This window comes from Streptomyces sp. CBMA291, from assembly GCF_014596525.1.
GTDB lineage: Bacteria > Actinomycetota > Actinomycetes > Streptomycetales > Streptomycetaceae > Streptomyces.
In genome coordinates this window covers 1-26,387 of sequence record NZ_MSJP01000023.1, presented here as the reverse complement: position 1 = coordinate 26,387, position 26,387 = coordinate 1, and the positions used below count along the sequence as shown (strand labels likewise).

Below are 26,387 nucleotides of genomic sequence, written 5' to 3'. Positions count from 1 at the left end.
GCGTCAGTCCTTCACCGCGCCGCCGAGTCCGGAGACCAGACGGCGCTGTACGAGTACGAAGAAGACGAGCACCGGGACGGTCATCACGGTCGATCCGGCCATGATGCCTCCCCAGTCGTTCTCGTCCGGTTTGAAGAAGACGAGCAGGGCCATGGGGAGGGTCGACTGGGAGGTGTCGCTGATGATGAACGACTTCGCGAAGAGGAAGTCGTTCCAGGTGGAGATGAACGAGAACACGCTGGTGGCGACGAGGCCGGGGAAGACCAGCGGGAAGAGGATCTGCCAGAGGAAGCGGGTGCGGCTCGCGCCGTCGATCTGGGCCTGTTCCTCCAGGGCCTCGGGGACGGCCTTGACGAAGCCGCGCAGCATCCAGATCGCGAACGGCAGCGAGAAGGCGATGTGCGGCAGGATCAGCGAGCCGAGGGTGTTGAGCTGCCCGGCGTCCCGCATGAGGAAGAACAGCGGGATGGTGAGGGCTTCGACCGGGACCATCTGGGCGACCAGGAACATGATCAGGAGGGTGGTCCTGAAGCGGAACCGGAAGCGGGTGACGGCGGTCGCCGCGAGGAAGGCGATCGCCGCGGAGACCAGGACGACGGTTCCGGCGACGATCAGCGAGTTGAGGAAGTAACGGCCGAATTCCTGTTGCTCGAAGACGCGCCGGAAGGAGTCGAGGGACGGGGAGAACGTCCAGGGACGGGGCTCGGTGGACTGGATCTCGCCTGCCGGTTTGAAGGCGGAGAGGACCATCCAGTAGAGCGGGAAGGCGACGGCGACGGCGACGAGGAGGGTGACGGCCTCGGCGGCGAGACGGCCGGGGCGGCGGACGCGGAGGACGCTCACAGTTCTTCTCCCTGACGGCGCAGCAGGCGCAGGTAGACGAGCGTCACGGCCAGCAGGATGAGCAGCATGACGACGCCGATCGCCGAGCCCAGGCTGTACTGGGACGAGGCGAAGGCCTTCTGGTAGGCGTAGACGTTGAGGACGAGGTTCTGCCCGGCGATGCCGCCGCCGTTCGTCATCACGTAGATCTGGGTGAAGACCTTGAAGTCCCAGATGATCGACTGGATGGTGACGACGACCAGGATGGGCCGGAGCATCGGCGCCATGATCGTGCGCCAGATCCGCCACTGCGAGGCGCCGTCGAGGGCGGCGGCCTCAAGGACCTCGGTCGGGATGGCCTTGATGCCCGCGTAGACGGTGACCATCACGAACGGGAACGAGCACCAGACGACTTCCATCAGGACGAGCGCGAAGGCGCTGTACCGCCCGTAGGTCCAGGAGTGGTCGCCGAGCCCGAGGAGCCTGTTGACGGGGCCGAAGTCGGGGTCGAAGAGGAAGACCCAGACGGTGGAGCCGGTGATCGCGGGGGTCGCCCAGGCGCCGAGCGCGGCCATCATCAGGACGAACCGGGGCAGCGCCCGGACGCGGGTGAGGAGGACGGCGAGGGCGCAGCCGACACCGAGCGTCGTGAGGACGCAGGCGGCGGCGAAGACGACGGTGGCGAGGAGGACCTGCCAGAACTGGGGGTCGGAGAAGAGGGTGGTGTAGTTGCCGAAACCCTTGAAGGTGGTGGGCGCGCCGCCGCTGACCTGGGCCTGGGTGTACTCCAGGAAGGAGATCAGGCCGAGCTGGTAGACGGGGTAGACGAGGAGCCCGCCGAGGACGACGAGGGCGGGCAGCAGATAGAGCCAGGGGGTCCAGGCGCTGGTACGACGGGGGCCGCGGGGGGCCCGCGCGCCGCCCCGGGGGGCGGTGCGCGGGCCGGTGCTCCCGGCCGGTTTCCCGGTGAGCGTGGTCGTCATGCCGGTCAGCCCGCCGGAGCGAAGGCGGCGTCCATCTTCTTCGCCGCGTCGTCGGCGGCCGCCTTGACGTCCTTACGGCCGCTCACGACCTCCTGGAACATCGTGGGCAGGACGAGGGAGGCGTCGACCTGGCCCCAGCCGGGCGAGGCGGGGACGAACTTGGTGCCGGCGCCGAGGGTGTCGATGAAGGGCTTCACGAAGGGCTGACGCTCCGCGGCGGTGGCCCGGATGTCGGTGAAGGTGGGCAGGAAGCCCATGGCGTCGAAGAGCCGGGTCTGGGTGTGCTTGCCGGTGAGCGCCTTGAGCAGGTCGACGGAGAGGCTGCGGTGGGCGGTGCTCTTCAGGACGCCGATGTTGTTGCCGCCCGCGAAGGCGGGGGCTATGGAGCCGGGGGTGGTGCCGGGCAGCGGGACGACGGCGTACTTGCCCTTGACGACGCCTTCCTCGACGGCGGCGTGGCTGAAGTCGCCGCCGATGGCCATGGCGGCCTTTCCGGAGGCGAAGGCGGTGACGGTGGCGTTGCCGCCCATCTGGGCGCACTTGGCGGCGGGGCAGTTGTCGTCGCCGAAGAGGGAGGTGTAGGTGGTGATGCCCTTGAGGGCGGCCTCGCTGTTGATCGCGGCCTTGTAGGCGCCGCCGTTCTCGGTGGCGAGTTCGCCGCCCGCCGCCCAGACGAAGGGCATGGCGCCGTAGGTGTACGCGCCGCCGACGGCGATCCCGTACAGGTCGGGCTTCGCCTTGTGGATCTTCTTGGCGGTGGAGACGAGTTCTTCCTGCGTCTTCGGGGCGGCCAGGCCCAGCTCCTTGAAGACGTCGGTGCGGTAGTAGAGGGCGCGGACGCCGACGAAGAGCGGGGAGCCGTAGATCTTGCCGTCGACCGTGACCGACTGCTTGGCGGTGGGGTCGGTGTCCTTGGCCTCGTCCCAGGCGCCGAACTCGGCGGTGATGTCGGCGAGGCCGCCGTCCTTGACGTATCCGGCGGTGTCGGTGTTGCCGTACTCGATGAGGTCGGGTGCGGACTTGGGGTCGTTGAAGGCGGCCTTGACGCGCTGGGCGCGGGTCTCGACAGGGATGTACTCGACCTCGACCTTGGCGCCCTGGTGCTGCTTCTCGAAGGCGGTGACGGCCTCCTGGACGGCCTGTTCCTTGGGCTTGTTGCTCACCTCCTGGAAGAGCCAGACGCGCAGGGTGCCGCTCTTCTCGTCCGTCTTGGCCGTGCCGTCGGTGGTCTGGGGCGCGCAGGCGGTGGCGGTGAGGCCGGCCAGCAGGAGCGCGGCGGCCGGGGCGGTGAGACGGGCAGGAAGCTTCATGGCGGATCCCCTCCAGATGCGCGTGTTGCATCATGCGCAACGTGCGTTTCGTTCTGCACAACACGCGTGAGGTTAGGCGCGCTCCCGGGGGCCCGACAAGAGGTATCGACCACCTCAACCACTCCGTAACCGGTGAAAGCACCCTGCGCAACGGCCCCGGGGGTCGGGAAAAGCTCCCGGGGAACGGTGGAGAAGCCCCGCCCGCGCGCCCTCGGGGCCTCCTCCACGCCACCCTCGGAGCCTCCTCCACACGCGCCCGGAGTCCGGGTCCACGCGCCCCCGAAGCCCCCTCCGCCCGCCCCCGGGAACGCGAAACGGCCCCCGCCGCACGTACCGGAGTACGCGCGCCGGGGGCCGTCCCGACAATCCGGGGGCCGTCCCGAGGTGCCGGGCGAGGACCGCCGTGCCGGGCGAGGACCGCCGTTACTTGTCCTTGCCGCCCTTGTCCTTGTCGCCGCCGCCCGCGCCCATGGAGTCGTAGATCTCCTTGCACATGGGGCAGACCGGGTACTTCTTGGGGTCGCGCCCCGGCACCCAGACCTTCCCGCACAGCGCCACGACGGGCGTGCCGTCGAGGGCGCTCGCCATGATCTTGTCCTTCTGGACGTAATGGGCGTAGCGCTCGTGGTCGCCGTCACCGTGGGACACCTGCGGCGTCGGCTCGACGAGGGTCCCCGTACCTGCCCCGCGCTCGGGCTCAAGAGTGCTCATAATCGCCAAGGGTACTGAAAGCCGGGGCTCAGTTGAGGGACGGGTCGTCGGGGTACGTGGCGATCATCGCGAGTTTCCCCCGCTGGCGGCGCAGCACCTGCCGCCAGAGCGCCTCCGGGCGGGGCGAGGAGACGTCCCCAGGCTCCGACTCGACCACGTACCAGGCGCCGTCGCCCAGCTCGGTCTCCAGCTGCCCGGGGCCCCAGCCCGCGTACCCGGCGAAGATCCGCAGCGAGCCGAGGGCGGGTCCGAGCAGCTCGGGCGGGGTCTCCAGGTCGACGAGCCCGATCGCCCCGTGCACCCGGCGCCAGCCGAGGGGTCCCTCGTCGCCGGGGATCACGGCGACGCCGAGGGCGGCGTCGAGGGAGACGGGCCCGCCCTGGAAGACGACGCCGGGCTCCCCGGCGAGGGCGGCCCAGGGGGCGAGGATGTCGCCGACGGTCACCGGGGTGGGCCGGTTGAGGACCACGCCGAGCGAGCCCTCGTCGTCGTGGTCGAGCAACAGCACCACCGCGCGGTCGAAATTCGGGTCCGCGAGGGCGGGGGTGGCGACGAGCAGCCGGCCTGTGAGCGAGGACACCTCGGTCATGCGACACATGATCCCGCATCTTCGGCGTTCGCGGGCCCTCTCGGACGCGCCGGACCGGCTCCGGATCCGGGCGGCGGGGACCGTCGCAGATCAGAGGGGACGGGCGGACCGCCCCCGGCTCCCGCCCGGACCAAGCGGACGGTGACGCTCCGCAAGATCGCGTGGACACAGGGTGCTGTACCTAATTCATTACATCTGACAGGCCCCCCGAGGCACCCGAACGGGGTCCCCCCGCCCCTTACCCTTTTCACTGGCCACCCGACCGACACCACTCCGGAACGCGAGATTCATGACCGGCACAGACAGCCAAGACGTACTGCTCGTCCACGGCGGAACCCCGCTGGAGGGCGAGATCCGCGTCCGCGGCGCGAAGAACCTCGTGCCCAAGGCGATGGTCGCCGCACTGCTCGGCAGCGGTCCCAGCCGCCTGCGCAACGTGCCCGACATCCGCGACGTCCGCGTCGTGCGCGGACTGCTCCAGCTGCACGGAGTGACGGTCCGTCCGGGCGAGGAGCCCGGCGAGCTCGTCCTCGACCCGACGCACGTCGAGTCCGCGAACGTCGCCGACATCGACGCCCACGCCGGTTCGTCCCGCATCCCGATCCTCTTCTGCGGCCCGCTGCTCCACCGGCTCGGCCACGCCTTCATCCCGGGTCTGGGCGGCTGTGACATCGGCGGCCGGCCCATCGACTTCCACTTCGACGTGCTGCGCCGGTTCGGCGCCACCATCGAGAAGCGGGCCGACGGCCAGTACCTGGAGGCCCCGCAGCGCCTTCGCGGATGCAAGATCCGGCTGCCCTACCCCTCGGTCGGCTCGACCGAGCAGGTGCTGCTCACGGCGGTGCTCGCCGAGGGCGTCACCGAGCTGTCGAACGCCGCCGTGGAGCCCGAGATCGAGGACCTCATCTGCGTCCTGCAAAAAATGGGCGCGATCATCTCCATGGACACCGACCGGACCATCCGGATCACCGGTGTCGACCGGCTCGACGGCTACAACCACCGGGCGCTCCCGGACCGCCTTGAGGCGGCTTCCTGGGCGTCGGCGGCGCTCGCCACCGAGGGCGACATCTATGTGCGCGGCGCCCAGCAGCGCTCGATGATGACCTTCCTCAACACCTACCGGAAGGTCGGCGGCGCCTTCGAGATCGACGACGAGGGCATCCGCTTCTGGCACCCGGGCGGCTCGCTGAACGCGATCGCCCTGGAGACGGACGTCCACCCCGGCTTCCAGACCGACTGGCAGCAGCCGCTGGTGGTGGCCCTGACGCAGGCGTCCGGCCTCTCCATCATCCACGAGACGGTCTACGAGTCCCGGCTCGGCTTCACCTCGGCGCTCAACCAGATGGGCGCGCACATCCAGCTCTACCGCGAGTGCCTGGGCGGCTCCGACTGCCGTTTCGGGCAGCGCAACTTCCTGCACTCGGCGGTCGTGTCCGGCCCGACCAGGCTCCAGGGCGCCGATCTGGTCATCCCCGACCTGCGCGGCGGCTTCTCGTACCTGATCGCGGCGCTCGCGGCGCAGGGCACCTCCCGGGTGCACGGCATCGACCTGATCAACCGGGGCTACGAGAACTTCATGGACAAGCTCGTCAGCCTCGGCGCCAAGGTCGAGCTGCCGGGCGGCACGCGGGTCTGAGCCCCGCCTTCCGTACGCGGGTCCCGGGCGGGGTCCGGGACCCCGCCCGGGACCCCGTACACGGCCCGCCCAAGGGCCCGTACAACCCCCGTACAACCCCCTGACCGGCCACAAGGCCCCGCGCGCAGCCGTCGAGGAGCGCGTACGGGGCCGCTGGGCGGGCAGGCGAAAGGGCGGCCACCCCCTGACAGGGTGGCCGCCCTTTCGTCGCCTCTGGGCTGCCTTACTTGCCCTTGGCGGCTTCCTTGAGCTTCGAGCCCGCGGAGACCTTCACGCTGTAGCCGGCCGGGATGTTGATCGGGTCGCCGGTCTGCGGGTTACGAGCGGTGCGAGCGGCACGGTGGGTGCGCTCGAAGGTCAGGAAGCCGGGGATGGTGACCTTCTCGTCGCCCTTGGCGACGACCTCGCCGACGGTCTCGGCGAGAGCGGCCAGCACGGCGTCGGCGTCCTTGCGGGTCACCTCGGCGCGGTCGGCCAGGGCGGCCACCAGCTCACTGCGGTTCATGTTGTTACTCCCGTGTTCTTCTTGCCTGTGAGGCGTGCCACGCGGCGGAAGCCGCGTGAATGGGTACAGCGAAGCCGATGCTGCCAGGGCCTTCGGACAGTCCCCGGACCCGGGTCTGAATGCCAGACCCTCGCGCCCAAACACGCATCCTGCCCCCACCAGCGGCGGGAACGCCAATCCGGCACCCCCGGGGGTCACACGAAAAGCGCCCTTGCCCCGTGGTGGTGACGTACTGTCGACCCCGCGCACACGACGCGGAGCCGAAAAGCAACCCTAAAGGCGGGTTTACGACTCCGCGAATCGCGACGCGCCGTCAGCGCTCTCCGGCCGCCGGAGCCGTCGCCCCGGCCTTCGCCGCCGTGCGGACCGCTCCGGCGACCGCACCCGCGACCTTGTCGTTGAAGACGGACGGGATGATGTAGTTCGGGTTCAGCTCGTCCTCGGTGACGACGCCGGCGAGGGCCGCGGCGGCGGCCAGCATCATCTCCGTGTTGACCGTGCGGGACTGCGCGTCGAGCAGACCGCGGAAGACGCCGGGGAAGACCAGCACGTTGTTGATCTGGTTCGGGAAGTCGGAACGGCCGGTGGCGACGACGGCGGCCGTCTGACGTGCGGCGGCCGGGTCGACCTCCGGGTCCGGGTTCGCGAGCGCGAACACGATCGAGCCCTCCGCCATGGCGGCGACGTCCTCGGCGCCGAGCAGGTTCGGGGCCGAGACGCCGATGAAGACGTCCGCGCCGACGACGGCCTGCTTGAGGGTGCCGGTGACGCCCTCGGGGTTGGTGTTGTCGGCGATCCAGCGCAGCGGCGAGTCGGCCGGGGCGTCCACCAGGTCCTCGCGCCCGGCGTGCACGACACCGTGGATGTCGGCGACCACCGCGTGCTTCACCCCGGCGGCGAGGAGCAGCTTGAGAATGGCCGTACCGGCGGCGCCCGCACCGGACATGACGACCCGTACGTCGCCGACGTCCTTGTTCACCACGCGGAGCGCGTTGGTGAGGGCGGCGAGGACGACGATGGCCGTGCCGTGCTGGTCGTCGTGGAAGACGGGGATGTCGAGGGCCTCGCGGAGCCGGGCCTCGATCTCGAAGCAGCGGGGCGCGGAGATGTCCTCCAGGTTGATGCCCGCGAAGCCGGGGGCGATGGCCTTGACGATCGCCACGATCTCGTCGGTGTCCTGGGTGTCCAGGCAGATCGGCCAGGCGTCGATGCCCGCGAAGCGCTTGAAGAGGGCCGCCTTGCCCTCCATGACGGGCAGGGAGGCCATCGGGCCGATGTTGCCCAGGCCGAGGACGGCGGAGCCGTCGGTGACCACCGCGACGGAGTTGCGCTTGATGGTGAGGCGGCGGGCGTCCTCGGGGTTCTCGGCGATCGCCATGCACACCCGGGCGACACCCGGGGTGTAGATCATGGAGAGGTCGTCACGGTTGCGGATGGGGTGCTTGGACGCCATCTCGATCTTGCCGCCGAGGTGCATCAGGAACGTACGGTCGGAGACCTTGCCGAGGACGACGCCCTCGATGGTCCGCAGCTGCGCGACGATCTCGTCCGCGTGCGCGGTGGAGGTCGCGGCGATGGTGACGTCGATGCGGAGCTTCTCGTGGCCTGAGGCGGTCACGTCGAGGCCGGTGACCGAGCCGCCGTGGGACTCCACCGCCGTGGTGAGCTGGGAGACCGCGGTTCCGCTCGCGGGAACCTCCAGCCGGACCGTCATCGAGTACGAGACGCTGGGCGCCGTTGCCATGGCCGAGTTCCTCTGCTTTCCCTGAGCTTCATTGCTACGCCGCCCCGGCTGGTTGCCTGGCTGCGCCCTCCGATGGTCGCACCTACCCGCCGGTAGCAGGTAATGCGGTCATTTAGTTTTCGGAAAGTATTTTCCACCATACGAGAGATCCGGGGCAAACAGAAGAGGTCCCCGCCACCTTGGGTGACGAGGACCTCGACTTTCACGCCCGTGCGTGAAGATGACGCTGAGTGGCACCGACCCGCCATGCTCGCCTCGCGGCAAGTGGTCCCTCTGAGGGACGAAGGTTGGGCCCGGGGGCTTGGATCGAGCCGGTGCCACGACAAGGCTAACAAACCACCCTGCCCAGTGATTCCAGCGCCACAGGTTGACCGGAAATCAGTCCCGAGGCCACTCCCCCGGACCTGCGCCGGGGGCCCGGGACCGTTCGCCCCGGACCCGCGCCATGGTCCCGGGGCCTCTTCCCCGGGGCCCTCGCCACCGGCCCGGCGCTACTCCCTGAGCAGGTCGGGGACCCCGTCGGCGTCCGGCATGTCCGCCGCCGCCGCGACCACCGTGAGCTGCTGCGTCGCCCGGGTCAGGGCCACGTAGAGCACCCGCAGTCCGGCCGGGGACTCGTCCGCGATCTCGGCGGGCGAGACGACCACCGTGGCGTCGTACTCCAGGCCCTTCGCCTCAAGGGAGCCCAGCGCCACCACCCGGTCGCCCAGCGCCGCGAGCCAGCGGGCCGCCTCCTCGCGCCGCCGCATGGCGACGACCACGCCGACGGTGCCCTCGACCCGCTCCAGGAGCAGCCGCGCCTCGGACCGTACGATCTCGGCCAGACCGCCCGTGGCGGCCTGATCGGGCGTCCCGGGCGTCCCGGACTCGCGGGGCTTCTCCGGCACCGCGACGAAGCGGGGCTCGACGCCCGTCGAGCGGACCGCGCGCGGCGACTCCTTGCCCGGCATGGCCAGGGCGAGGACCTTGGCTGCCAGGTCCGCGATCTCCGCCGGGTTGCGGTAGTTCACGGTCAGCTCGAAGCGGCGGCGCGGCCGGGAGCCGAGCGCCTCGTCCCGTGCCGCCGCCGCCTCGTCCGGGTCCGACCAGGAGGACTGCGCGGGGTCGCCGACCACCGTCCAGGTGGCGTGCCGGCCGCGCCTGCCGACCATCCGCCACTGCATGGGCGTGAGGTCCTGCGCCTCGTCGACGATGACGTGCGCGTACTCGGTGCGCTCGGCCGCGAGCCGCTCGGCCCGCTCCCGCTGGGTCTCCTCGCGGACCGGCATCAGCTCCTCCAGGCCGGTGAGCTGGTCGAGCGGGTCGTACTCCCTGCGCTTCCTGGGCCGCACCGGGGCGCCCAGGAGGGTGCCCAGCTCGTCCAGGAGGGCCACGTCGTGGACGGACGGCTCCCGGCGGCGCAGCGAGCGGGCGAGCCGCCGCACCTCGCCAGGGTTGAGGATCCGGCGGGCCCAGCGGCTCAGCCGCCGCTCGTCGGCCATCGCGTCGAGGACCGCCCGCGGGGTCAGCTCGGGCCACCAGGCGTCGAGGAAGCCGAGGAAGGAGTCCTCGGTGGTGACGTCCTCGTCGAAGGAGGAGCGCAGCTCGGCGGCGAGTTCCGGGTCGCTGTGCCGGCCGACCGCCCCCGACTTGGCGTACAGCGCGTCGAGGAGGAGACGGCGGGCGCGCGGGCGGAGCAGGTTGACGGGGGCGGTGCCGCCGAGGACGTTGTGGCGGATGCGCCGCAGCTCGTCGGCTTCGAGTTCCAGACGGCGGCCGAAGGCGACCACCCGCAGCCGGGTGGGGGTGCCCGCCGGGGCCTGCTCGTCCTCGCCGAGTTCCCGCTGGGCCCGGGGCGCGGGGGTCTCCAGGGCGCCCCTCGCGGCCTTGCGCAGCACGGCGAGCATCCGCGAGGAGCCCTTGATCCGGGCGACGGCGGGCTCGTCGTAGGCGGTGGCCTCGACGCCGTCGACGAGGGAGCCGACGGCACGGATGGCGACCTGCCCCTCCTCGCCGAGGGAGGGCAGGACGCCCTCGGTGTACGAGACGAGGAGCGGGGTCGGGGAGACGATCAGGATGCCGCCCGCGTACCGCCGCCGGTCCTGGTAGAGGAGGTAGGCGGCCCGGTGCAGGGCCACGGCGGTCTTGCCGGTGCCGGGGCCGCCCTCCACGTAGGTGACGGAGGCGGCGGGCGCGCGGATGACGAGGTCCTGCTCCGCCTGGATGGAGGAGACGATGTCCCGCATGGTGTGGCTGCGGGCCTGGCCGAGGGCGGCCATCAGGGCGCCGTCGCCGATGACCGGCAGTTCCCGCCCGTCGAGGGTGGCCCGCAGCTCGGGGCGCATCAGGTCGTCCTCGACGCCGAGGACCCGGCGGCCCTTGGAGCGGATGACCCGGCGGCGCACGACCCGGCCGGGGTCGACCGGGGTGGAGCGGTAGAAGGGCGCGGCGGCGGGCGCGCGCCAGTCGATGACCAGCGGCGCGTAGTCGGAGTCGAGGACGCCGATGCGGCCGATGTGGAGGGTTTCGCCGATCTCGGCCGTGTTGTCGGCGCGTACGGCGTCCTCGGCGGGCTCCACGGAGGTGAAGGCGCCGTCGGGGCCCTTCTTTCCGTCCTTGCCGTGGAGCAGGTCGATCCGGCCGAAGAGGAAGTCCTCGAACTCGTTGTTGAGCCGGTTGAGGTGGATGCCGGCCCGGAAGACCTGCGCGTCCCGCTCGGCGAGGGCGCCTGGCGTGCCGACGTGGCCCTTCTGGGCGGCGTCGTTCATCAGGAACTCCGCCTCGTGGATCTTCTCCTCCAGTCGGCGGTAGACGTGATCCAGATGTTCCTGTTCGACACCGATCTCACGGTCCCTGACCGTGTCCACGGCTTCCTGCGCGGCCACCTAAGGCCCCCTTCTGATGTGCACTGGGCAGCCGTCGAGCGTACGCCACGGAAAGGCGCCGTGTCAGGCGAGATCCCCGGAAGGGGTCGTGGCGGCGGGAATGCCGGGCGGCGGGTCGTCGTGCAGGATGCGCTGGAAGAGGTGGTGGTCGCGCCAGGCTCCGTCGATGTGCAGGCAGCGGGGCGCGGTGCCGATGCGTTCGAACCCGCACTTGGCGAGGACCCGTTGGGAGGCGTGGTTGTCCAGGAGGGTGCCCGCCTCGACGCGGTGCAGGCCCAGTTCCTCGCGGGCGGCGCGGCAGACTTCCTCGGTGAGCGCGGTGGCGAGACCGCGCCCGGTGTGTTCCTCGTCGACCCAGTAGCCGAGGGAGGCGCTGCGGAGCGGGCCGAGGACGATCCCGGAGAGGATGGCGGCGCCCACCACCCGCTCGCCCACGACGGCGAACCAGCGCGCCCCGCCGTCCGCGATCCGCTCCGCCTGCGCCTCGGGCGTGTAGTACGACTCGGGGCGGTAGGGCTCACGGCTCTTCATGTGGGCCCGGTTGCGCAGCAGCGCGGCGGCGAGCGCGGCCGCGTCCCCGGGGACTGCGGGCCGTATGAGGACTCCTTCGGCGATCATCCGTGAACGGTACAGCGCGGGGCCCGGTGGGGCCCGGGTCCGGCGGGCGGGAGCCCCGGGAGGGCTCATCCCTCGCAGGCCCTGTCCGCCGTCGGGTCGAAGGAGAGCCGGTAGCCGCGTTTGACCACGGTCTGGATGAGTTTCGGGGTGCCGAGGGCGGTGCGGAGCCGGGCCATCGCGGTCTCCACGGCGTGCTCGTCGCGGCCCGCGCCGGGCAGGGCGCGCAGCAGGTCGGCGCGGGAGACCACCCAGCCGGGGCGGCGGGTGAGGAGCCCCATGAGGGCCATCCCGGTGGGCGGGACGGGGCGGGGGACGCCGTCGACGAGGACGGCGTGGCCGCGCACCTCCACCCGGTGCCCGGCCACCGGCAGGACCTGGGCGCGGGCGGGCAGTTCGCGGCAGAGGAGCTGCACGAGCGGGCCGAGGCGGAAACGTTCCGGCTGATGGGTGTCGATGCCCTCGCTCTGCAAGGGCAGCGCCGTCGCCGGGCCGACGCACACCGCGAGCACGTCCCGGCGCAGGGCGGCGACGAGCGCGTCCTTCGCGCCCCGGCCCTCGGCGCGGGCGAGCAGCGAGACGGCGGCGGGGGCGCTGGTGAAGGTGACGGCGTCCAGGGCGCCGGTGAGGGCCGCGTCGAGGAGCCGGTCGAGGGGGCCGGTGTCCTCGGGGGGCATCCAGCGGTAGACGGGGACGGCGACGACCTGCGCTCCGGCGGCGGTCAGCGCCTCGACGAAGCCGGGCAGTGGTTCCCCGTGCAGCTGGAGCGCGATGCGGCGGCCCGTGACGCCCTCGCCGAGGAGCCGGTCGAGGACCTCGGCCATGGACTCCGACGCGGGCGACCAGTCCTCGGTGAGCCCGGCGGCCCGTACGGCTCCCTTGACCTTGGGGCCCCGGGCGAGGAGGGGGGCGCCGCGCAGCACGCCGAGGAGTTCCGCTCCGATCCCCCAGCCCTCGGCCGCCTCGATCCAGCCCCGGAAGCCGATCGCCGTGGTGGCGACGGTGAGGTCCGGGGCGTGGGCGAGGAGTTCCCGGGTGGCGGCGAGGAGTTCGGTGTCGTCGGCGAGGGGGACGATCCGCAGGGCGGGCCCGTGGACGACGGCGGCGCCGCGTCTGCGCAGCAGCGCGAGGAGTTCGTCCGCGCGGCGGGCCGCGGTGACGCCGACCGTGAAACCGGTGAGGGGGGCGGGTTCTGGCTCGTCCATGAGACGCGAGCCTGCCGGGTGCGCGTGACGGACGGGGTTCACCGGTATTTCCCGGCCGTTACGGTCCGCGCCACGCGCCGGGGCCGCTACCGGACGGAAGCGCAGTCCAGGGGCGCGGTGCGGGGGCGGCGAAGGTATACGGCCCAGGTGACGCCCATGCAGAGCGCGTAGCAGACGAGGAAGGCGACGAAGGCGTCCGTGCCGGTTCCGGTGGTCCCGAAGGACTCGCGGAAGGCGAGGTCGACGCCGAGTCCGCCGAGCGCGCCGAGCGCTCCTGCGAGCCCCATGGCGGCGCCGGAGAGCCGTCGCCCGTAGGCCTCGGCCGCCGTGCCGGTGAGCCCCTTGCGCCGGCCCTGGGCGAGGAAGACCGCCGGGATCAGCTTGTACGTGGAGCCGTTGCCGAGGCCGCTGAGGACGAAGAGCCCGGCGAATCCGGCGAGGAAGAGGGGGAGGGAGTCGTTCGTGGCGGCGTGGATGACCACCATGGTCGCCACCGTCATCCCGGCGAAGCTGCCGAGGGTGACGCGGGCGCCGCCGTGCCGGTCGGCGAGGAGGCCGCCGAGCGGCCGGAGCAGGGAGCCGAGCAGGGGTCCCGCGAAGGTGAGCGAGGCGGCCTGGAGCGGGGTGCGGCCGAACTGGGACTGGAGCACCAGACCGAAGGCGAAGGCGAAGCCGATGAAGGAGCCGAAGCTGCCGACGTACAGGAAGGACATGAGCCAGGTGTGCCGGTCGCGCAGGGCCTCGCGGGCGGCCCCGGTGTCGTTCCTGACGGGGGCGAGGTTGTCCATGAAGAGCGCGGCGCACAGGGCGGCGGCGACGATCAGGGGCAGGTAGAGACCGAGCACGATCCTCGGGTGGGCCGCTCCCGCCGTGCCGATGACGAGGAGGCCGACGAGTTGGACGACGGGGACGCCGATGTTGCCGCCGCCCGCGTTGAGCCCGAGGGCCCAGCCCTTCTCGGCTTGCGGGAAGAAGGCGTTGACGTTGGCCGTGGAGGAGGCGAAGCCGCCGCCGCCGACCCCGGTGAGCGCGGCCACCAGGACGAAGACGGGGTACGGGGTACCCGGCTCCATGACCGCGTACGCGAAGCCGGTCGGCAGCAGGAGCAGCAGGGCGCTGAGGACCGTCCAGTTCCGTCCGCCGAAGCGGGCCACGGCGAAGGTGTACGGGATCCGGACGAGGGCGCCGACCAGGGTGGTGGTCCCGATCAGGAAGAACTTCCCGGCCGGATCGACGCCGTACTCGGGTCCCATGAAGAGGACCATGACGGACCAGAGGCTCCAGACGGAGAAGCCGATGTGTTCGGAGAAGACCGAGACGAGCAGGTTCCGCCGGGCGGTCCGTTTCCCCGTCTCGCGCCAGAAGGTCTCGTCCTCCGGCTCCCACCGCTCGATCCACCGGCCGCCGCCCATGTCGTACCTCCGCGGGTGTCGGGTCCTGGGGCGTCCACAGCCCCGGTCCACCGGGACACGACGCTAGGGGAGGCGGCGTTTCGCCCCGGTTCCACGAGATGACGATGACGGAACCTTGCTCTCACGGGGAGGGCGGAGCACGTGTGAGCCCTCCGGGAGGATGCAGGACCGGCCTCCGGAGCGAAACAGGGGCGCCTTCGGAGCGGGTACGGATCCGGGCTTGATGCGGGTACGGGTACGAGTACGGCCTTCGGGGCGGGTACGGGTACGGCCTCCGGAGCAGGTACGGGTACGGGTACGGCCTCCGGAAGGCACCGGTACGGCCCCGGGCCGGGCCCGGTCGGGAGGCCGGTCGGGAGGCCGGTCGGGAGGCCCGTTCAGCCGGGCGGGAGGCCCGGTTCGTCCGCCGGGAGCCAGGAGCCGGGCGGGCGGGTCCGCCAGCCCTCCCGGGCGCCGACCTCGGCGGCGGCGGTCCGCAGCGCGTCGAGCCCGGGATGCCGCAGCCCCTTGCGCCACACCAGACTCACCGGCGACAGCGGTACGGGGTCCACCAGGGGCCGCAGCACACAGTCGGGCATGGCGGGGAAGTCGACGGAGGCGAGCACCGGGTGGCGGTGCTTGGCCATGATGCGGCGGAACTCCTCCTTGCCGACCGCGAGCGGCGCGGGCGGGGCGACCTCGATCCCGCGCCCCGCGAAGAGCCGGGCGGCCAGGTCGGTCCACTCGGGCGTGCGGTCGTTGCCCGCGCCCGCGTAGATCCGCTCCCCCGCGAGCGCCGCGAGCGGCACCCGGGGCAGCCCGGCCATCGGATGGTCCCGGGGCAGGATCACGGCCAGCCGCTCGTACCGGGTGAACTGCGTGTCCAGCCGGGCCCGCAGGGCGGGGGCGAGTCCTCCGTACCGTCCGAAGGAGGCGTCGAGGCGCCCGGCGGCGATCTCCCGTACGGCTCCGGTGAGTCCGCTCTCGTAGCGGGCCATCAGCTCCTGTTCCGGGGCGAGTTCGCGGGCGCGGGCGAGGACGCGTTCCTGGGCGAGGCCGGGGCTGTTGAGGTCGACGAGGAGGGGCCTGAGCGGCGCCCGGAAGGCCTCGGTCAGCTCGTCGTGGGCGGCGAGCACCCGGCGCGCGTACGGAAGGAGACGCTCGCCGTCCGGGCTGAGGGCGACCTGCCGGGTGGTCCGGGTGAACAACTCGGCGCCCAGCTCGGCCTCCAGGCGCCGGATGTCCCGGCTCAGGGCCTGCTGGGCGAGGTAGAGGCGGGCGGCGGCGCGGGTGAAGTGCAGTTCCTCGGCGACGGCGGTGAAGGCGCGGAGCAGCCGGGGGTCGAGGTCGCGCGGGGCGGGGGAACCGGTCGGGAGGGCCACCGGCGCATTCAACAACACAGGTGCGTGAATGGCCACCGAACAGGTGTTGGACCGGCCGGGCGGGTCGCCCCGAGGCTTGACCCATGCCGCAACCGGACCTCATCCCGACCCCGGCGGGCCCGGCCCTCGCCCCCCGCTACCACGAAGCCCCTCCGCCCCCCGAGCCGAAGCCTGCCGGAAGCCCCGCCTTCCCGCCCCCCGGGACGGAGCCCATCGCAGGCCCCACCTTCCCGGACCCCGGAACGGGACCCGTCGCAGGCCCCGCCTTCCCGGACCCCGAGGCGACGCCCTCCACGTCACCCCCGGACGGGACGCCCCCGGACGCCGCCGGGCCCGTCCCCGTGCCCCTCCCCCGTAACCCCTACCTCCGGCTCTTCGCGCGGCCCGGGGCCAAGGCCTTCACCGCGGGGAATCTGATCGCCCGGCTTCCCGTCGGCATGTTCGGCGTCAGCGCCGTGATCATGATCGCGGCGGCGTACGACTCGTACGCGCTCGCCGGGGCCGTGACCGCCACCGGCATGGCGGCGGGAGCGGTCACCGCCCCCTGGATCGCCCGGCTCGTCGACCGGTACGGGCAGGCAAGGGTCGCCGTCCCGGCCACCGCCTACGCGGCCCTCGGCCATCTGGTGCTGCTGCTCTGCGTGCACGGCGGGGCCCCGGTGTGGGCCCTGTTCGTGACGACCGCGCTCACCGCCACCGCCCCGAACACCGGGGGCATGTCCCGGGCCCGCTGGGCCCATCTGCTGTCGGGCCGGCCGGACGAACTGCACACCGCGAACGCCTTCGAGCAGGCGGCGGACGAGCTGTGCTACATGCTGGGCCCGGTGATCGCCGCGTTCCTCTGCTCGGCGCTCTTCCCCGAGGCGGGCACCCTCACCGCGGCCGTCCTCTTCCTCGGCGGGATGCTGCTCTTCACCGCGCAGCGCGCCACGGAGCCCCCGGTGGCCCCGCGCACGGCCGCGGGCTCGCCCCTGCGGAGGCCGGGGATGGCCCCGCTGCTCGTGGTGTTCCTGGCCACCGGGGCGGTCTTCGGGTCGATGGAGGTGGGGGCGCTCGCCTTCGTCGACGGTCCCGTCGCCGGGCCCGTACTGGCGCTCCAGGCGGCCGGATCCTGTGCGGCGGGACTGCTCTACGGGCGGGCCCGCAGGACCGTTCGGCTGCGGACCTGTCTGGCCGCGATGAGCGTGCTCATGACGGTGCCGTTCCTGGCGGCTTCGACCGGCTCCCTGCTCGCGCTCGCGGGCGGGCTGCTCGTGGCGGGCATGGCGACCGCGCCGACGATGGTGACGGGCATGGGCCTGGTCCAGCGGATGACCCCGCCGTCCCAGCTGAACGAGGGCATGACGCTCGCCGTGACCGCCCTGCTCGGCGGGATCGCGGCCGGTTCCGCGATCGGCGGCTGGACCGCCGACCACGCGCCCTTCGCCGCCTTCGGCTTCCTGGTCCCCGCTGCGGCGGCGGCCCTCGCGCTCGCCCTCTGCGCGGCGACCGGGGTGGGCGGCCGGGGCACCGGGCACGACCGGAGCCCGGAGCCCGTCTGAGCCCGGAGCCGCCCCGGGCCGTCAGGCCAGCCGGGGCCGTCCCGAAGCCGTCCGGGATCGTCCGGGCAGCCGGGCCGTCCGGGACTGTCCGGGCAGTCGGGACCGTCCGGGCATGACGAAGGCCCGGCGGTCTGATGACTGCCGGGCCTTCGCCCACATGGGGTGAGGTGTCCGAGGGGTGGCCCCCTCGGGCTCTCGGTGGAGATGGCGGGAATCGAACCCGCGTCCAACGGTGCGGAAACAGAGCTTCTCCGTGCGCAGTCCGCTACGAGTTTCTCAGCCCCGGAGATCACGCGGACAAGTCTCCGACGGGCTCAGTCACTGTTTGATTTCCCTCCTACCCCCGTGACCGGGGTAAGAGGTTTAGATCCCTTGATGACGCCAGGATCCGGGTCGGGACCATCCCCGGGCTGACGCTCCTCACAGAGGCTTCTTGTCGTTACCTAAAATTAGGCAGCGAGGGCGAAGCGGGAGTTATCGCTCTTGGTGTTGGCGATTATTGGTTGCGACATATGGTTTACGAGATCATTGCCGCTTCCTCGACACGCTTCCTCTGCCTCGACATCCGCTGTCGAAACCGATCATCCCCATGTTGATTTTTCAAAGGTCGCACCCGCTGTGAGGTGCGATGCCCATGGTACGTGACCGACGGGCGCCGCCGCCAGCACATTAAGCGCGGCCCGACGGCTAGCCGATCTTGGCCGCCCGCTGCCTCCGCTTGGCCGCCGCGATGGCCCGGCTGGTCTCCCGGGTGTCCTGCTTCTCCCGCAGGGTCTGGCGCTTGTCGAACTCCTTCTTGCCCTTCGCGAGCGCGATCTCGACCTTGACCCGGCCGTTCAGGAAGTACAGCGCGAGGGGCACGATCGTGTGACCCGTCTCCTGCGCCTTCGCCTCCAGCTTGTCGATCTCCTCCCGGTGCAGCAGCAGCTTCCTCTTCCGCTTCGCCGAGTGGTTGGTCCAGCTGCCCTGCATGTACTCGGGCACATGGATGTTGTGCAGCCACGCCTCGTGGTTGTCGATCTGCACGAAGCCGTCGACGAGCGAGGCACGGCCCATCCGGAGCGACTTCACCTCCGTGCCCATGAGCACCAGACCGCACTCATAGGTCGTGATGATGTGATAGTCGTGGCGCGCCTTCTTGTTCTGCGCGATCAGCTTGCGCTCGGGCGCCTTGTCCTGAGTCTTCTTGGCAGGCTTGCCCTGCACGTTCACGAGTCCCTTGGCCATAGTGCGGTCATTTTCGCACTACGAGCCCCCTCCGAGGCCACTCAATACCGTTCTCGCCCGCTCCTCCGCCTTCTCCTCCGCCATCAGGTCCGGGACGATGCCCTGCCCGTCCACCGCCCGCCCGGACGGCGTGCGGTAGTGCCCCACGGTCAGCTCGGCCACCGAGCCGTCCGGCAGCGCGCTCGGCATCTGCACCGACCCCTTGCCGAAGGTGGGCGACCCGACGGTGACCGCCCGGCCCCGGTCCTGGAGCGCGCCGGTCAGCAGCTCGGCGGCGCTCATCGTGCCCCCGTCGATCAGCGCCACCAGGGGCCGCCCGGTGTCGCCGCCGCCCTCCGCGTACACCGCCCGCTGCTCGCCCTCCACGTCGTACGTGGCCACCAGACCGCCGTCGAGGAACGCCGAGGCCGCCTCCGCCGCCTCCGACACCAGACCGCCCGCGTTGCCCCGCAGGTCGAGCAGGACACCGGCGCCCGCCGGAGCCTCCCGCACCGCGTCCCGCACCCGCGTCCCCGAGCCCTTGGTGAAGGCGGCGACCCGGATCAGCAGGGTGCCGTCGTCCAGCCGGTCCACCGTGACCGGCTCCGTCGCGACCCTGGCCCGGCGCAGCGTCCGCGTCCAGCCGGCCCGGTCCCGCTCCACGCCCAGGACCACCGGCGAACCCGCCACGCCCCCGCCCCGCAGCAGCGAGACCACCTCCGAGACCGAGAGCCCGTCCACCGGCCGCCCGTCGACCGAGACCAGCCGGTCGCCGACCCGCAGCCCGGCCTTCTCTGCGGGCCCTCCGGCGCGCACCCGGGTCACCCGGACCCGCCCGCCCTCGGTCCGCCCGGCGGAGAGCCCCACTCCCGTGTAGGCGCCGTCGAGGGCCTGCTCGAACTCGGCGTACTCCTTCTTGTCGTACACCGCGCCCCAGCGGTCGCCGCTGCGGCTGACGAACTCCTCGGCCGCCTTCTTGCCCGACTTCCCGTCGGCGATCGCGGCGGCGGCGGCCCGGCTCAGCGCCGCGCTGTCGACGGTCCCGCCGTCCCCCGCGCGCCCGGCGGCCTCCGCCGAACCGGCGGCGGAGTGCTGCCGCGGCAGCGCCCCGGTGGCGGCGGCGGTGGCGAGGACACCGGTGAAGACCAACGTCAGAACGGCCCCCCGGAGCACTCCGCGGGGCCGGATACGGAAGAGGTCCCGGCCGTCCGACACGGCGCCCACTCTAGGACAAACGAAAGACGCCGCAGGGGCGTTGTCCCCCCACGGCGTCCCTCACCCCCGGCGGGGGCTTCTCACACCTTCAGGTACTTGCGCAGCGCTATGAACGCGGCCACGGCCGGCATGAGCAGGCCGATGGCGACGACCAGCGGCAGCTTGGCGAGGACGGCGTCCCAGCCGATGAAGTTGACCAGCTGCATCTTGTCGGCGAGCGCGATGCCGTGGTCGATGAGGAAGTACCGGCCCATGAGCAGCAGCACACAGGCGACTCCGCCGCCGAGCAGCCCCGCGAAGGCCGCCTCCATGATGAACGGCATCTGGATGTAGAAACTGGACGCGCCGACGAGCCGCATGATGCCGGTCTCCCGGCGGCGGCTGAACGCCGAGACGCGCACCGTGTTGACGATCAGCATCAACGCGATGATCAGCATCAGACCCATGACGCCGAGCGCGGCGACGTTCATGCCGTTCATCAGGTCGAAGAGGTTCTGAAGGATGCTCCGCTGGTCCTGGACCGACTCCACGCCGTCCCGACCCGCGAACGCGGTGGCCACGACCTGGTACTTCTCCGGGTCCTTGAGCTTGACCCGGAAGGACTCCTGCATCTGGTCCGGCGTCACCACGGAGGCGATGGCGGTGTCGCCGTACTGCTCCTTGTAGTGCTTGAACGCCTGGTCGGCCGTCTCGTGCTGGACGGTCTCGACGATGTCCATCTTCTTCAGATCGGCCTCGATCTGCTGCTTCTGCTGCGCGGTGACCGCGCCCTTGGCGCACTTGGCCGCCGTGGCCGCGTCCGCCTTGTTGCAGAGGAAGATGGAGACGTTGACCTTGTCGTACCAGTAGTCCTTCATCGTGCCGACCTGCTCGCGCATGAGCAGGGCACCGCCGAACAGGGCGAGCGAGAGGGCCACGGAGACGATGACGGCGAAGGTCATCGTGAGATTGCGCCGGAGCCCGACGCCGATCTCGGAGAGCACGAACCGAGCGCGCATGGTGATCTGTCCCCTACCTGCTCAGTGCTGGTATCCGTAGACACCGCGGGCCTGGTCGCGCACGAGCCGGCCCTTCTCCAGTTCGATGACGCGCTTGCGCATCTGGTCGACGATGTTCTGGTCGTGGGTCGCCATGACGACGGTGGTCCCTGTCCTGTTGATGCGGTCGAGCAGCTTCATGATGCCGACGGAGGTCTGCGGGTCGAGGTTGCCGGTGGGCTCGTCGGCGATCAGCAGCATCGGACGGTTGACGAAGGCGCGGGCGATGGCGACGCGCTGCTGCTCACCGCCGGACAGCTCGCCCGGCATGCGGTCCTCCTTGCCGCCGAGACCGACCAGGTCGAGCACCTGTGGCACGGCCTTGCGGATCTCGCCGCGCGGCTTGCCGATGACCTCCTGGGCGAAGGCCACGTTCTGCGCGACGGTCTTGTTGGGCAGCAGGCGGAAATCCTGGAAGACGGTGCCGAGCTGACGCCGCATGTGCGGCACCTTCCAGTTGGACAGCCGGGCCAGGTCCTTGCCGAGGACGTGCACCTGACCCTGGCTGGCGCGCTCCTCTCGCAGGAGCAGCCGCAGGAATGTCGATTTTCCGGAGCCTGAGGAACCGACGAGGAAGACGAACTCCCCCTTCTCGATCTCCAGGGATACATCCCGGAGCGCGGGGCGGTTCTGCTTCGGATAGGACTTGGAGACGTTGTCGAATCGGATCACGAATGCACCACGGTCGGCCGGGAGTAGGTGTGCGTGACCTTACGCGAACGGGGAAGGCCCGCGCAGTCGCGGACCGGCCTTGCGCGGTTTATCCTTTTCGCCCCGACGGCCGGGACCGGGGCGACCGGGCGGGACGCGCCGAAACGCCGTCGAGCTGGCACAGTGGTAGGGGGAACGTCCGGACCCCACCGGGCGTTGCCCTGGTGTGTAGTCCAGTGCGGGAGGAGGAGAGCGCATGACCTACGACCGACTGGTGTGCGCCAACTGCGCGGCCCCGGTCGCCGAGGGCCGTTGCCCCGTCTGCCGCGCGAACCGGGAGCGGCTGACCCCGCAGGGTCCGTCGCCCGCGATGCTGCTGACGCTGGCGATCGCACTGCTGGCCGCGATCGCGCTGCTCGCCGTGGTCCGTACGGCCTAGGAGCGGTCTTCAGGGACCCCACCCGGACGCCATGAGCCGCCGGACGTGAAGGAAGGGCCGGGGAGAGTCTTCCCCGGCCCTTCCTCATGCCCTGGGCGCCTCGCGTACGCGTGCGGGGCCCGGCGCGTCGGGTCAGACGGCGGCGCGTCCGCCGCCGACCAGGCGCGGCAGCATACGGAAGCCGATGCCACCGGCGATCATCGTCGCGGCGCCGATGACCAGGAACGAGGTCTCGGCGGCGCCGGTCTCGGCCAGCTCCTCCTTGGCCTCACCCTGCTGCACGGGCTGCGAGCCGGCGTCGTTGGTGCCGGTGTTGCCGTTGCCGGAGTCGACGCACTCGGCGCCGTCGAGGTCGACGGTGCAGGTGCCGGGTCCGGCGGAGTCGTCACCGTCGTCGGTGGCCGGAGAGTCCGTCGTGCCGGGACCGGGCTCGGTGGTGGGGCCGGTGCCCGGACCGGTGGTGGGGCCGGTGGTGCCGCTGGTGCCCGGCTCCTTGGTGGGCTCGGTGGTGGGGCCGGTGGTCGGGCCGGTGGTGGGCTCGGTCGTCGGCTCGGTGGTGGGCTCCGTCGTCGGCTCCGTCGTCGGCTCCTTGGTCGGCTCCTTGGTGGGCTCCGTCGTCGGTTCCGTCGTGGGCTCGGTCGTCGGCTCCTTGGTCGGCTCCGTCGTCGGCTCGGTGGTGGGCTCCGTCGTCGGCTTCGTCGGCGTCGGCTCCGGCGTCTCGCAACCGGCTCCGCCGGGCATGCAGGTCTCCGTCGGCTCCGGCGAGTCGCCGAAGGCACCCACGGCCTGTGCGGCACCGGCCGCGGTGAGCGACGCACCGGCCGCGATCACCGCGCCGGCCGCGATGCGCGCGATACGGATCCGCATCTGCTTGGTCATCTGGCTGCTACCCCCAGTAGCTCATCTCGTCATGGGGCAGCGCTCGGGGCACGGGTCAGGGGCGGCTCTCTGCTGGACCGGCCCCCGTGCGCACGCGCCCCGGAAAAGCGCATGCCGATGGGCCACCCTTCCTACTTTCGGATAAGGCGTCAAGGTCGTTGCGCGTGCGATGCCCGATAGGTCACCACCTGCCCCGCATACGGGGATGCAACTGTGACGTAGACCGTGAACTACCGGGTGCGCGGGGCCGGTTACCTTGTCGACAAAGCTCCCTCTCGCCCCCTCTTTCGCTTGCGTCAGCGAATCGGTGGCGGTGCGGAAGCACCGGGAGGGAAAGGAACCGGCCCCGCACCGGAAAGGGTGCGGGGCCGGACACGAGCCGTCGTGCGGCTTACTTCTCCTGCTGCTTGCGCCAGCGGATGCCCGCTTCGAGGAAGCCGTCGATCTCGCCGTCGAGGACGGACTGCGGGTTGCCGACCTCGAACTCGGTGCGCAGGTCCTTGACCATCTGGTACGGGTGCAGGACGTACGAACGCATCTGGTTGCCCCAGGAGCTGCCGCTGTCCTTGAGGGCGTCCATCCGGGCCCGCTCCTCCTGGCGCTGCCGCTCCAGAAGCTTGGCCTGGAGCACGTTCATCGCACTGGCCTTGTTCTGGATCTGCGAGCGCTCGTTCTGGCAGGAGACCACGATGCCGGTCGGAAGGTGCGTGATGCGCACGGCCGAGTCGGTCGTGTTGACGCCCTGGCCGCCGGGGCCCGACGCGCGGTAGACGTCCACGCGCAGGTCGGACTCCTCGATCTCCACGTGGTCGGAGGACTCGACGACCGGCAGGATCTCGACACCGGCGAAGGAGGTCTGGCGACGCCCCTGGTTGTCGAAGGGCGAGATGCGGACGAGCCGGTGGGTGCCCTGCTCGACCGAGAGCGTGCCGTAGGCGTACGGCGCCTTCACCACGAAGGTGGTCGACTTGATGCCGGCCTCTTCGGCGTACGAGGTCTCGTAGATCTCCGTCGAGTAGCCGTGGCGCTCGGCCCAGCGCAGGTACATGCGCTGGAGCCGCTCGGCGAAGTCGGATGCGTCGACGCCGCCGGCCTCGGCCCGGATGTTGACCAGGGCCTCGCGCTCGTCGTACTCGCCGGAGAGGAGGGTGCGGACCTCCATCTCGTCGAGGGCCTTGCGGACGGAGACCAGCTCCGTCTCGGCCTCGGCGAGGGTGTCCGGGTCGTCCATCTCCTCGGCGAGCTCGAAGAGCACCCCGAGGTCGTCGATGCGCCCGCGCAGCGTCTCGGCCTTGCGGACCTCGGCCTGGAGGTGCGAAAGCTTGCTCGTGATCTTCTGCGCCGCCTCCGGGTCGTCCCACAGGGACGGGGCCGCGGCCTGCTCTTCGAGCACGGCGATGTCGGCCCTCAGCTTCTCGAGGTCCAGGACGGCCTCGATCGACCCCATGGTCGAGGAGAGGGACTTCAGCTCTTCGGATACATCGACGACTGCCACGCGTCCAGCGTAACGGCTCCGGGCCGGGAGCCGAACCTTTGGCCGTCGGGGCGGTCGGAAGCGTCCCGACGACGCCCTTGTCGGCGTCCCTACGGCAGGGAGGACCGCCGGGTGTCCTGCGGCGGGGTGTCCCCGCCCCCGGAGACCGCGAGGTAACCGCCGACGCCGAGGGCGCCCACGACCACGACCGTCGCCACCGCGAAGGTGATCCGGCGCTTGCGGACGGTGCCCGACTTGTGGCGGGCCGAGCCGGGGCGCCGGGCACCGGCGGGGCGGGGCGCGCGGGCGGTGCCGAGGGGGCCGCCGGACAGCTCGTCGGGGGCGGGGACCCGCATGGAGGTGTGGGTGTCGCGGTGGGAGTCGGCGGACGAGCCGGGGACGAGCGGGACGGCGGAGCGGCGCGGCGCGGCTTCGGCGCCCCCGGCGGTGGCGTAGGCGTCCTCCTCGTACGGCTCCGCCGCCGGTTCCGCGCCGGGCTCGTCCACGTCGAGCGGCGGGATGCCCTTGAGCGTCGGCAGGACGTCCTTGAGGCGGGCGGCCAGCTCCGAGGCGCGCAGCCGGGAGGCGGGGGCCTTGGCCAGGCACTGCACGACCAGCTGCCACAGCTCCTCGGGGATGCCGGGGAGCGGGACGACGGTCTCGGTGACATGGCGGCGCAGGACGGCGCCGGGGTGGCCGCCGCCGAACGGGGTGAAGCCTGCGAGCAGCTCGTAGAGGACGGTCGCGAGGGCGTAGATGTCGACGGCGGCGCGCGGCGGGAGGCCCTCGACGATCTCGGGGGCGAGGTAGTCGGGGGTGCCGATGATCCGGGTGGCCTTGGTACGGCCGGGGGTGTCGATCAGCTTGGCGACGCCGAAGTCGGTGAGGAGGGCGGGGTGGGCGCCGCCGGGGCCGAGGGGTCCCTCCATGTCGAGCAGGATGTTCTCGGGCTTGACGTCCCGGTGGACGATCCCGGCGGCGTGCGCGGCGGCGAGGGCGTCGGCGACGTCGGCGACGATGGCGACGGCCGCCTCGGGGGCGAGCCGTCGCTCCCGGTCGAGGCGGGTGCGCAGGTCGGTGCCGCGGACCAGGTCCATGACGAGGGCCAGGTCGTTGCCGTCGACGACGAGGTCGCGGACCTTGACCACATGGGGGTGGTCGAGGCCGAGCAGGGCGGTGCGTTCCTGGACGAAGCGGCCGACGAGTTCCTGGTCGGAGGCAAGGTCCTCGCGCAGGAGTTTGACGGCGACGGGTCCTTCGGGTCCCTCGCCGAGCCACACCGTTCCGGCGCTGCCCCGGCCCAGGATCTGGTGGGTGGTGTAGCGGCTGCCGATGTTCCGTGCCAAGACTGCTCCCTCAGCGGCTGCGGTTCACGCCCAACGTACGCGTCCCCGGCCGCCGGACTCGACTTCCGAGGGGAAATCACCCCTCGGAAGTCGATAAATCGGCACTGTGACGGTCTCAGCCGCCGTTGGTGGTGACGGAGCCGGTGCTGTCGACGAGCTTGGAGGCCCAGTCGGCGATGGAGGAGATGCCGTCGCCGATGGCCTCCCAGTACCCCTTGCCCTGGGCGACCCAGTCCTGGAGCGGGGTCAGCTCCCAGACGAGCCAGCCGACGACCACGAACAGGACGATCATGATCAGACAGCCCTTGAGGCAGCCGAGACCGGGGATGTGCACCGGGTTGGCGCCGCGCTGACGCGGTGGGCGCGGCTCGCGGGGCGCGGGGGCCTGGGGCGGCGGCTGGGGCGGGGTGTACTGCTGCTGCGGGGGCGCCGCGTACTGCTGGGGGGCGGGCGGCGGCGGCGCGTACTGCTGCGGCGGGGGCTGCGGCGGGTACTGCTGGGGCGCGGGGCGCTGCGGGGGGTAGGGCTGCGGGGGCTGGTTCTGCCGGTACTGGCCGCCCTGCGGGCCCTGCTGTCCGTGCTGGCCGTGCTGGCCCTGCTGCTGTCCCTGCTGCCCCTGCTGGCCGTACGGGGCACCCTGCTGCTGTCCGTACGCGCCCTGCGGGCCCTGGCCCTGGCCCTGGCGGCCGTACGGGTCGGGCTGCGGGGGGCCGGGCTGGCGCTGGGGGCGGTCGCGCCCTTGGCGTCGTCGTCGGACGAGCCGGGGAGGAGACCGGCGGACCAGAGGTAGCCGATCCCGCCCGCGACGGCGAGCACGAGGACGACGACCAGGGCGACGATCC

The 26,387-nt window shown here is 71.8% G+C and carries 22 protein-coding genes, 1 other RNA gene and 1 pseudogene; 3 read left to right on the top strand and 21 right to left on the bottom strand.

Features of this window, described 5'->3' with window-relative positions; genetic code table 11:
• Window positions 1–3: 3 nt before the first annotated feature.
• From BU197_RS06775 to BU197_RS06755, 5 genes are all read right to left on the bottom strand, one after another.
• Window positions 4–843, bottom strand: coding sequence for a carbohydrate ABC transporter permease (locus tag BU197_RS06775; RefSeq protein ID WP_188267295.1), 840 nt, complete (start codon window positions 841–843; stop codon window positions 4–6).
• Window positions 840–1,805, bottom strand: a complete 966-nt coding sequence (locus BU197_RS06770; RefSeq protein ID WP_411158452.1) for a carbohydrate ABC transporter permease — start codon at window positions 1,803–1,805, stop codon at window positions 840–842. Before BU197_RS06770 ends, BU197_RS06775 begins: the two co-directional genes overlap by 4 nt.
• Before the next feature lie 5 nt (window positions 1,806–1,810).
• Window positions 1,811–3,115, bottom strand: a complete 1,305-nt coding sequence (locus BU197_RS06765) for an extracellular solute-binding protein (protein WP_188267294.1) — start codon at window positions 3,113–3,115, stop codon at window positions 1,811–1,813.
• A gap of 423 nt (window positions 3,116–3,538) precedes the next feature.
• Window positions 3,539–3,826 (bottom strand): DUF3039 domain-containing protein, encoded by a 288-nt coding sequence (locus tag BU197_RS06760; protein WP_015033918.1) that lies wholly within the window; start codon window positions 3,824–3,826, stop codon window positions 3,539–3,541.
• A gap of 28 nt (window positions 3,827–3,854) precedes the next feature.
• Window positions 3,855–4,415: a YqgE/AlgH family protein gene (locus BU197_RS06755; RefSeq protein ID WP_188267293.1), complete on the bottom strand. Its 561-nt coding sequence runs from the start codon at window positions 4,413–4,415 to the stop codon at window positions 3,855–3,857.
• Window positions 4,416–4,704: 289 nt separating this feature from the next.
• Between BU197_RS06755 and murA the strand changes: the two genes are divergently transcribed.
• On the top strand, window positions 4,705–6,051 hold the full coding sequence (gene murA / locus BU197_RS06750; protein ID WP_188267292.1) for a UDP-N-acetylglucosamine 1-carboxyvinyltransferase: 1,347 nt from the start codon (window positions 4,705–4,707) through the stop codon (window positions 6,049–6,051).
• A 223-nt stretch (window positions 6,052–6,274) separates the two neighbouring features.
• Here murA and BU197_RS06745 read toward each other — a convergent pair whose 3' ends face one another.
• The 7 genes from BU197_RS06745 to BU197_RS06715 form a co-directional block, all read right to left on the bottom strand.
• Window positions 6,275–6,556: an HU family DNA-binding protein gene (locus tag BU197_RS06745; RefSeq protein ID WP_017237029.1), complete on the bottom strand. Its 282-nt coding sequence runs from the start codon at window positions 6,554–6,556 to the stop codon at window positions 6,275–6,277.
• 313 nt (window positions 6,557–6,869) lie between these two features.
• Complete coding sequence (locus BU197_RS06740) at window positions 6,870–8,300, bottom strand: NAD-dependent malic enzyme (protein WP_188267291.1); 1,431 nt, start codon at window positions 8,298–8,300, stop codon at window positions 6,870–6,872.
• A gap of 491 nt (window positions 8,301–8,791) precedes the next feature.
• A complete protein-coding gene (locus tag BU197_RS06735) occupies window positions 8,792–11,164 on the bottom strand; it encodes a HelD family protein (RefSeq protein WP_188267290.1) in 2,373 nt (790 codons plus the stop codon).
• 63 nt (window positions 11,165–11,227) lie between these two features.
• Window positions 11,228–11,782, bottom strand: coding sequence for a GNAT family N-acetyltransferase (locus BU197_RS06730; protein WP_188267289.1), 555 nt, complete (start codon window positions 11,780–11,782; stop codon window positions 11,228–11,230).
• A gap of 65 nt (window positions 11,783–11,847) precedes the next feature.
• A complete protein-coding gene (locus BU197_RS06725) occupies window positions 11,848–12,984 on the bottom strand; it encodes a uroporphyrinogen-III synthase (RefSeq protein ID WP_188267288.1) in 1,137 nt (378 codons plus the stop codon).
• 86 nt (window positions 12,985–13,070) lie between these two features.
• A complete protein-coding gene (locus tag BU197_RS06720; protein WP_188267287.1) occupies window positions 13,071–14,396 on the bottom strand; it encodes a nitrate/nitrite transporter in 1,326 nt (441 codons plus the stop codon).
• A 377-nt stretch (window positions 14,397–14,773) separates the two neighbouring features.
• Entirely contained in the window at window positions 14,774–15,757 is a 984-nt protein-coding gene (locus tag BU197_RS06715; protein WP_317452139.1) for a LysR family transcriptional regulator, read from the bottom strand.
• An 83-nt stretch (window positions 15,758–15,840) separates the two neighbouring features.
• Here BU197_RS06715 and BU197_RS06710 point away from each other — a divergent pair, with 83 nt between their 5' ends.
• A complete protein-coding gene (locus BU197_RS06710; RefSeq protein WP_223183056.1) occupies window positions 15,841–17,298 on the top strand; it encodes an MFS transporter in 1,458 nt (485 codons plus the stop codon).
• A gap of 196 nt (window positions 17,299–17,494) precedes the next feature.
• Here BU197_RS06710 and ssrA read toward each other — a convergent pair.
• From ssrA to ftsE, 5 genes are all read right to left on the bottom strand, one after another.
• Window positions 17,495–17,887, bottom strand: a transfer-messenger RNA (tmRNA) gene (gene ssrA, locus BU197_RS06705).
• A 98-nt stretch (window positions 17,888–17,985) separates the two neighbouring features.
• On the bottom strand, window positions 17,986–18,525 hold the full coding sequence (gene smpB, locus BU197_RS06700) for an SsrA-binding protein SmpB (RefSeq protein WP_223183055.1): 540 nt from the start codon (window positions 18,523–18,525) through the stop codon (window positions 17,986–17,988).
• An 18-nt stretch (window positions 18,526–18,543) separates the two neighbouring features.
• On the bottom strand, window positions 18,544–19,719 hold the full coding sequence (locus BU197_RS06695) for a S41 family peptidase (protein WP_188267285.1): 1,176 nt from the start codon (window positions 19,717–19,719) through the stop codon (window positions 18,544–18,546).
• Window positions 19,720–19,799: 80 nt separating this feature from the next.
• A complete protein-coding gene (gene ftsX / locus BU197_RS06690) occupies window positions 19,800–20,717 on the bottom strand; it encodes a permease-like cell division protein FtsX (RefSeq protein ID WP_188267284.1) in 918 nt (305 codons plus the stop codon).
• A gap of 21 nt (window positions 20,718–20,738) precedes the next feature.
• Window positions 20,739–21,428: a cell division ATP-binding protein FtsE gene (gene ftsE, locus BU197_RS06685; protein ID WP_053648390.1), complete on the bottom strand. Its 690-nt coding sequence runs from the start codon at window positions 21,426–21,428 to the stop codon at window positions 20,739–20,741.
• Between the two features lie 235 nt (window positions 21,429–21,663).
• Here ftsE and BU197_RS06680 point away from each other — a divergent pair, with 235 nt between their 5' ends.
• The gene (locus tag BU197_RS06680; RefSeq protein ID WP_188267283.1) at window positions 21,664–21,846 is read left to right on the top strand and encodes a hypothetical protein; all 183 of its coding nucleotides are present in this window, start codon (window positions 21,664–21,666) and stop codon (window positions 21,844–21,846) included.
• A 132-nt stretch (window positions 21,847–21,978) separates the two neighbouring features.
• On the opposite strand, the gene BU197_RS06675 is transcribed toward BU197_RS06680, so the two are convergent.
• The 4 genes and pseudogenes from BU197_RS06675 to BU197_RS30280 all read right to left on the bottom strand — a co-directional run.
• Window positions 21,979–22,725 (bottom strand): LPXTG cell wall anchor domain-containing protein, encoded by a 747-nt coding sequence (locus BU197_RS06675; RefSeq protein ID WP_188267282.1) that lies wholly within the window; start codon window positions 22,723–22,725, stop codon window positions 21,979–21,981.
• A gap of 391 nt (window positions 22,726–23,116) precedes the next feature.
• Window positions 23,117–24,220 carry a peptide chain release factor 2 gene (prfB, locus tag BU197_RS06670; protein ID WP_188267281.1) on the bottom strand — a complete coding sequence of 368 codons (1,104 nt, stop codon included), beginning with the start codon at window positions 24,218–24,220 and terminating at the stop codon, window positions 23,117–23,119.
• Between the two features lie 89 nt (window positions 24,221–24,309).
• A complete protein-coding gene (locus BU197_RS06665) occupies window positions 24,310–25,545 on the bottom strand; it encodes a serine/threonine-protein kinase (protein WP_188267280.1) in 1,236 nt (411 codons plus the stop codon).
• Window positions 25,546–25,660: 115 nt separating this feature from the next.
• A pseudogene (locus BU197_RS30280) lies at window positions 25,661–26,387 on the bottom strand (serine/threonine protein kinase); the annotation flags it as partial.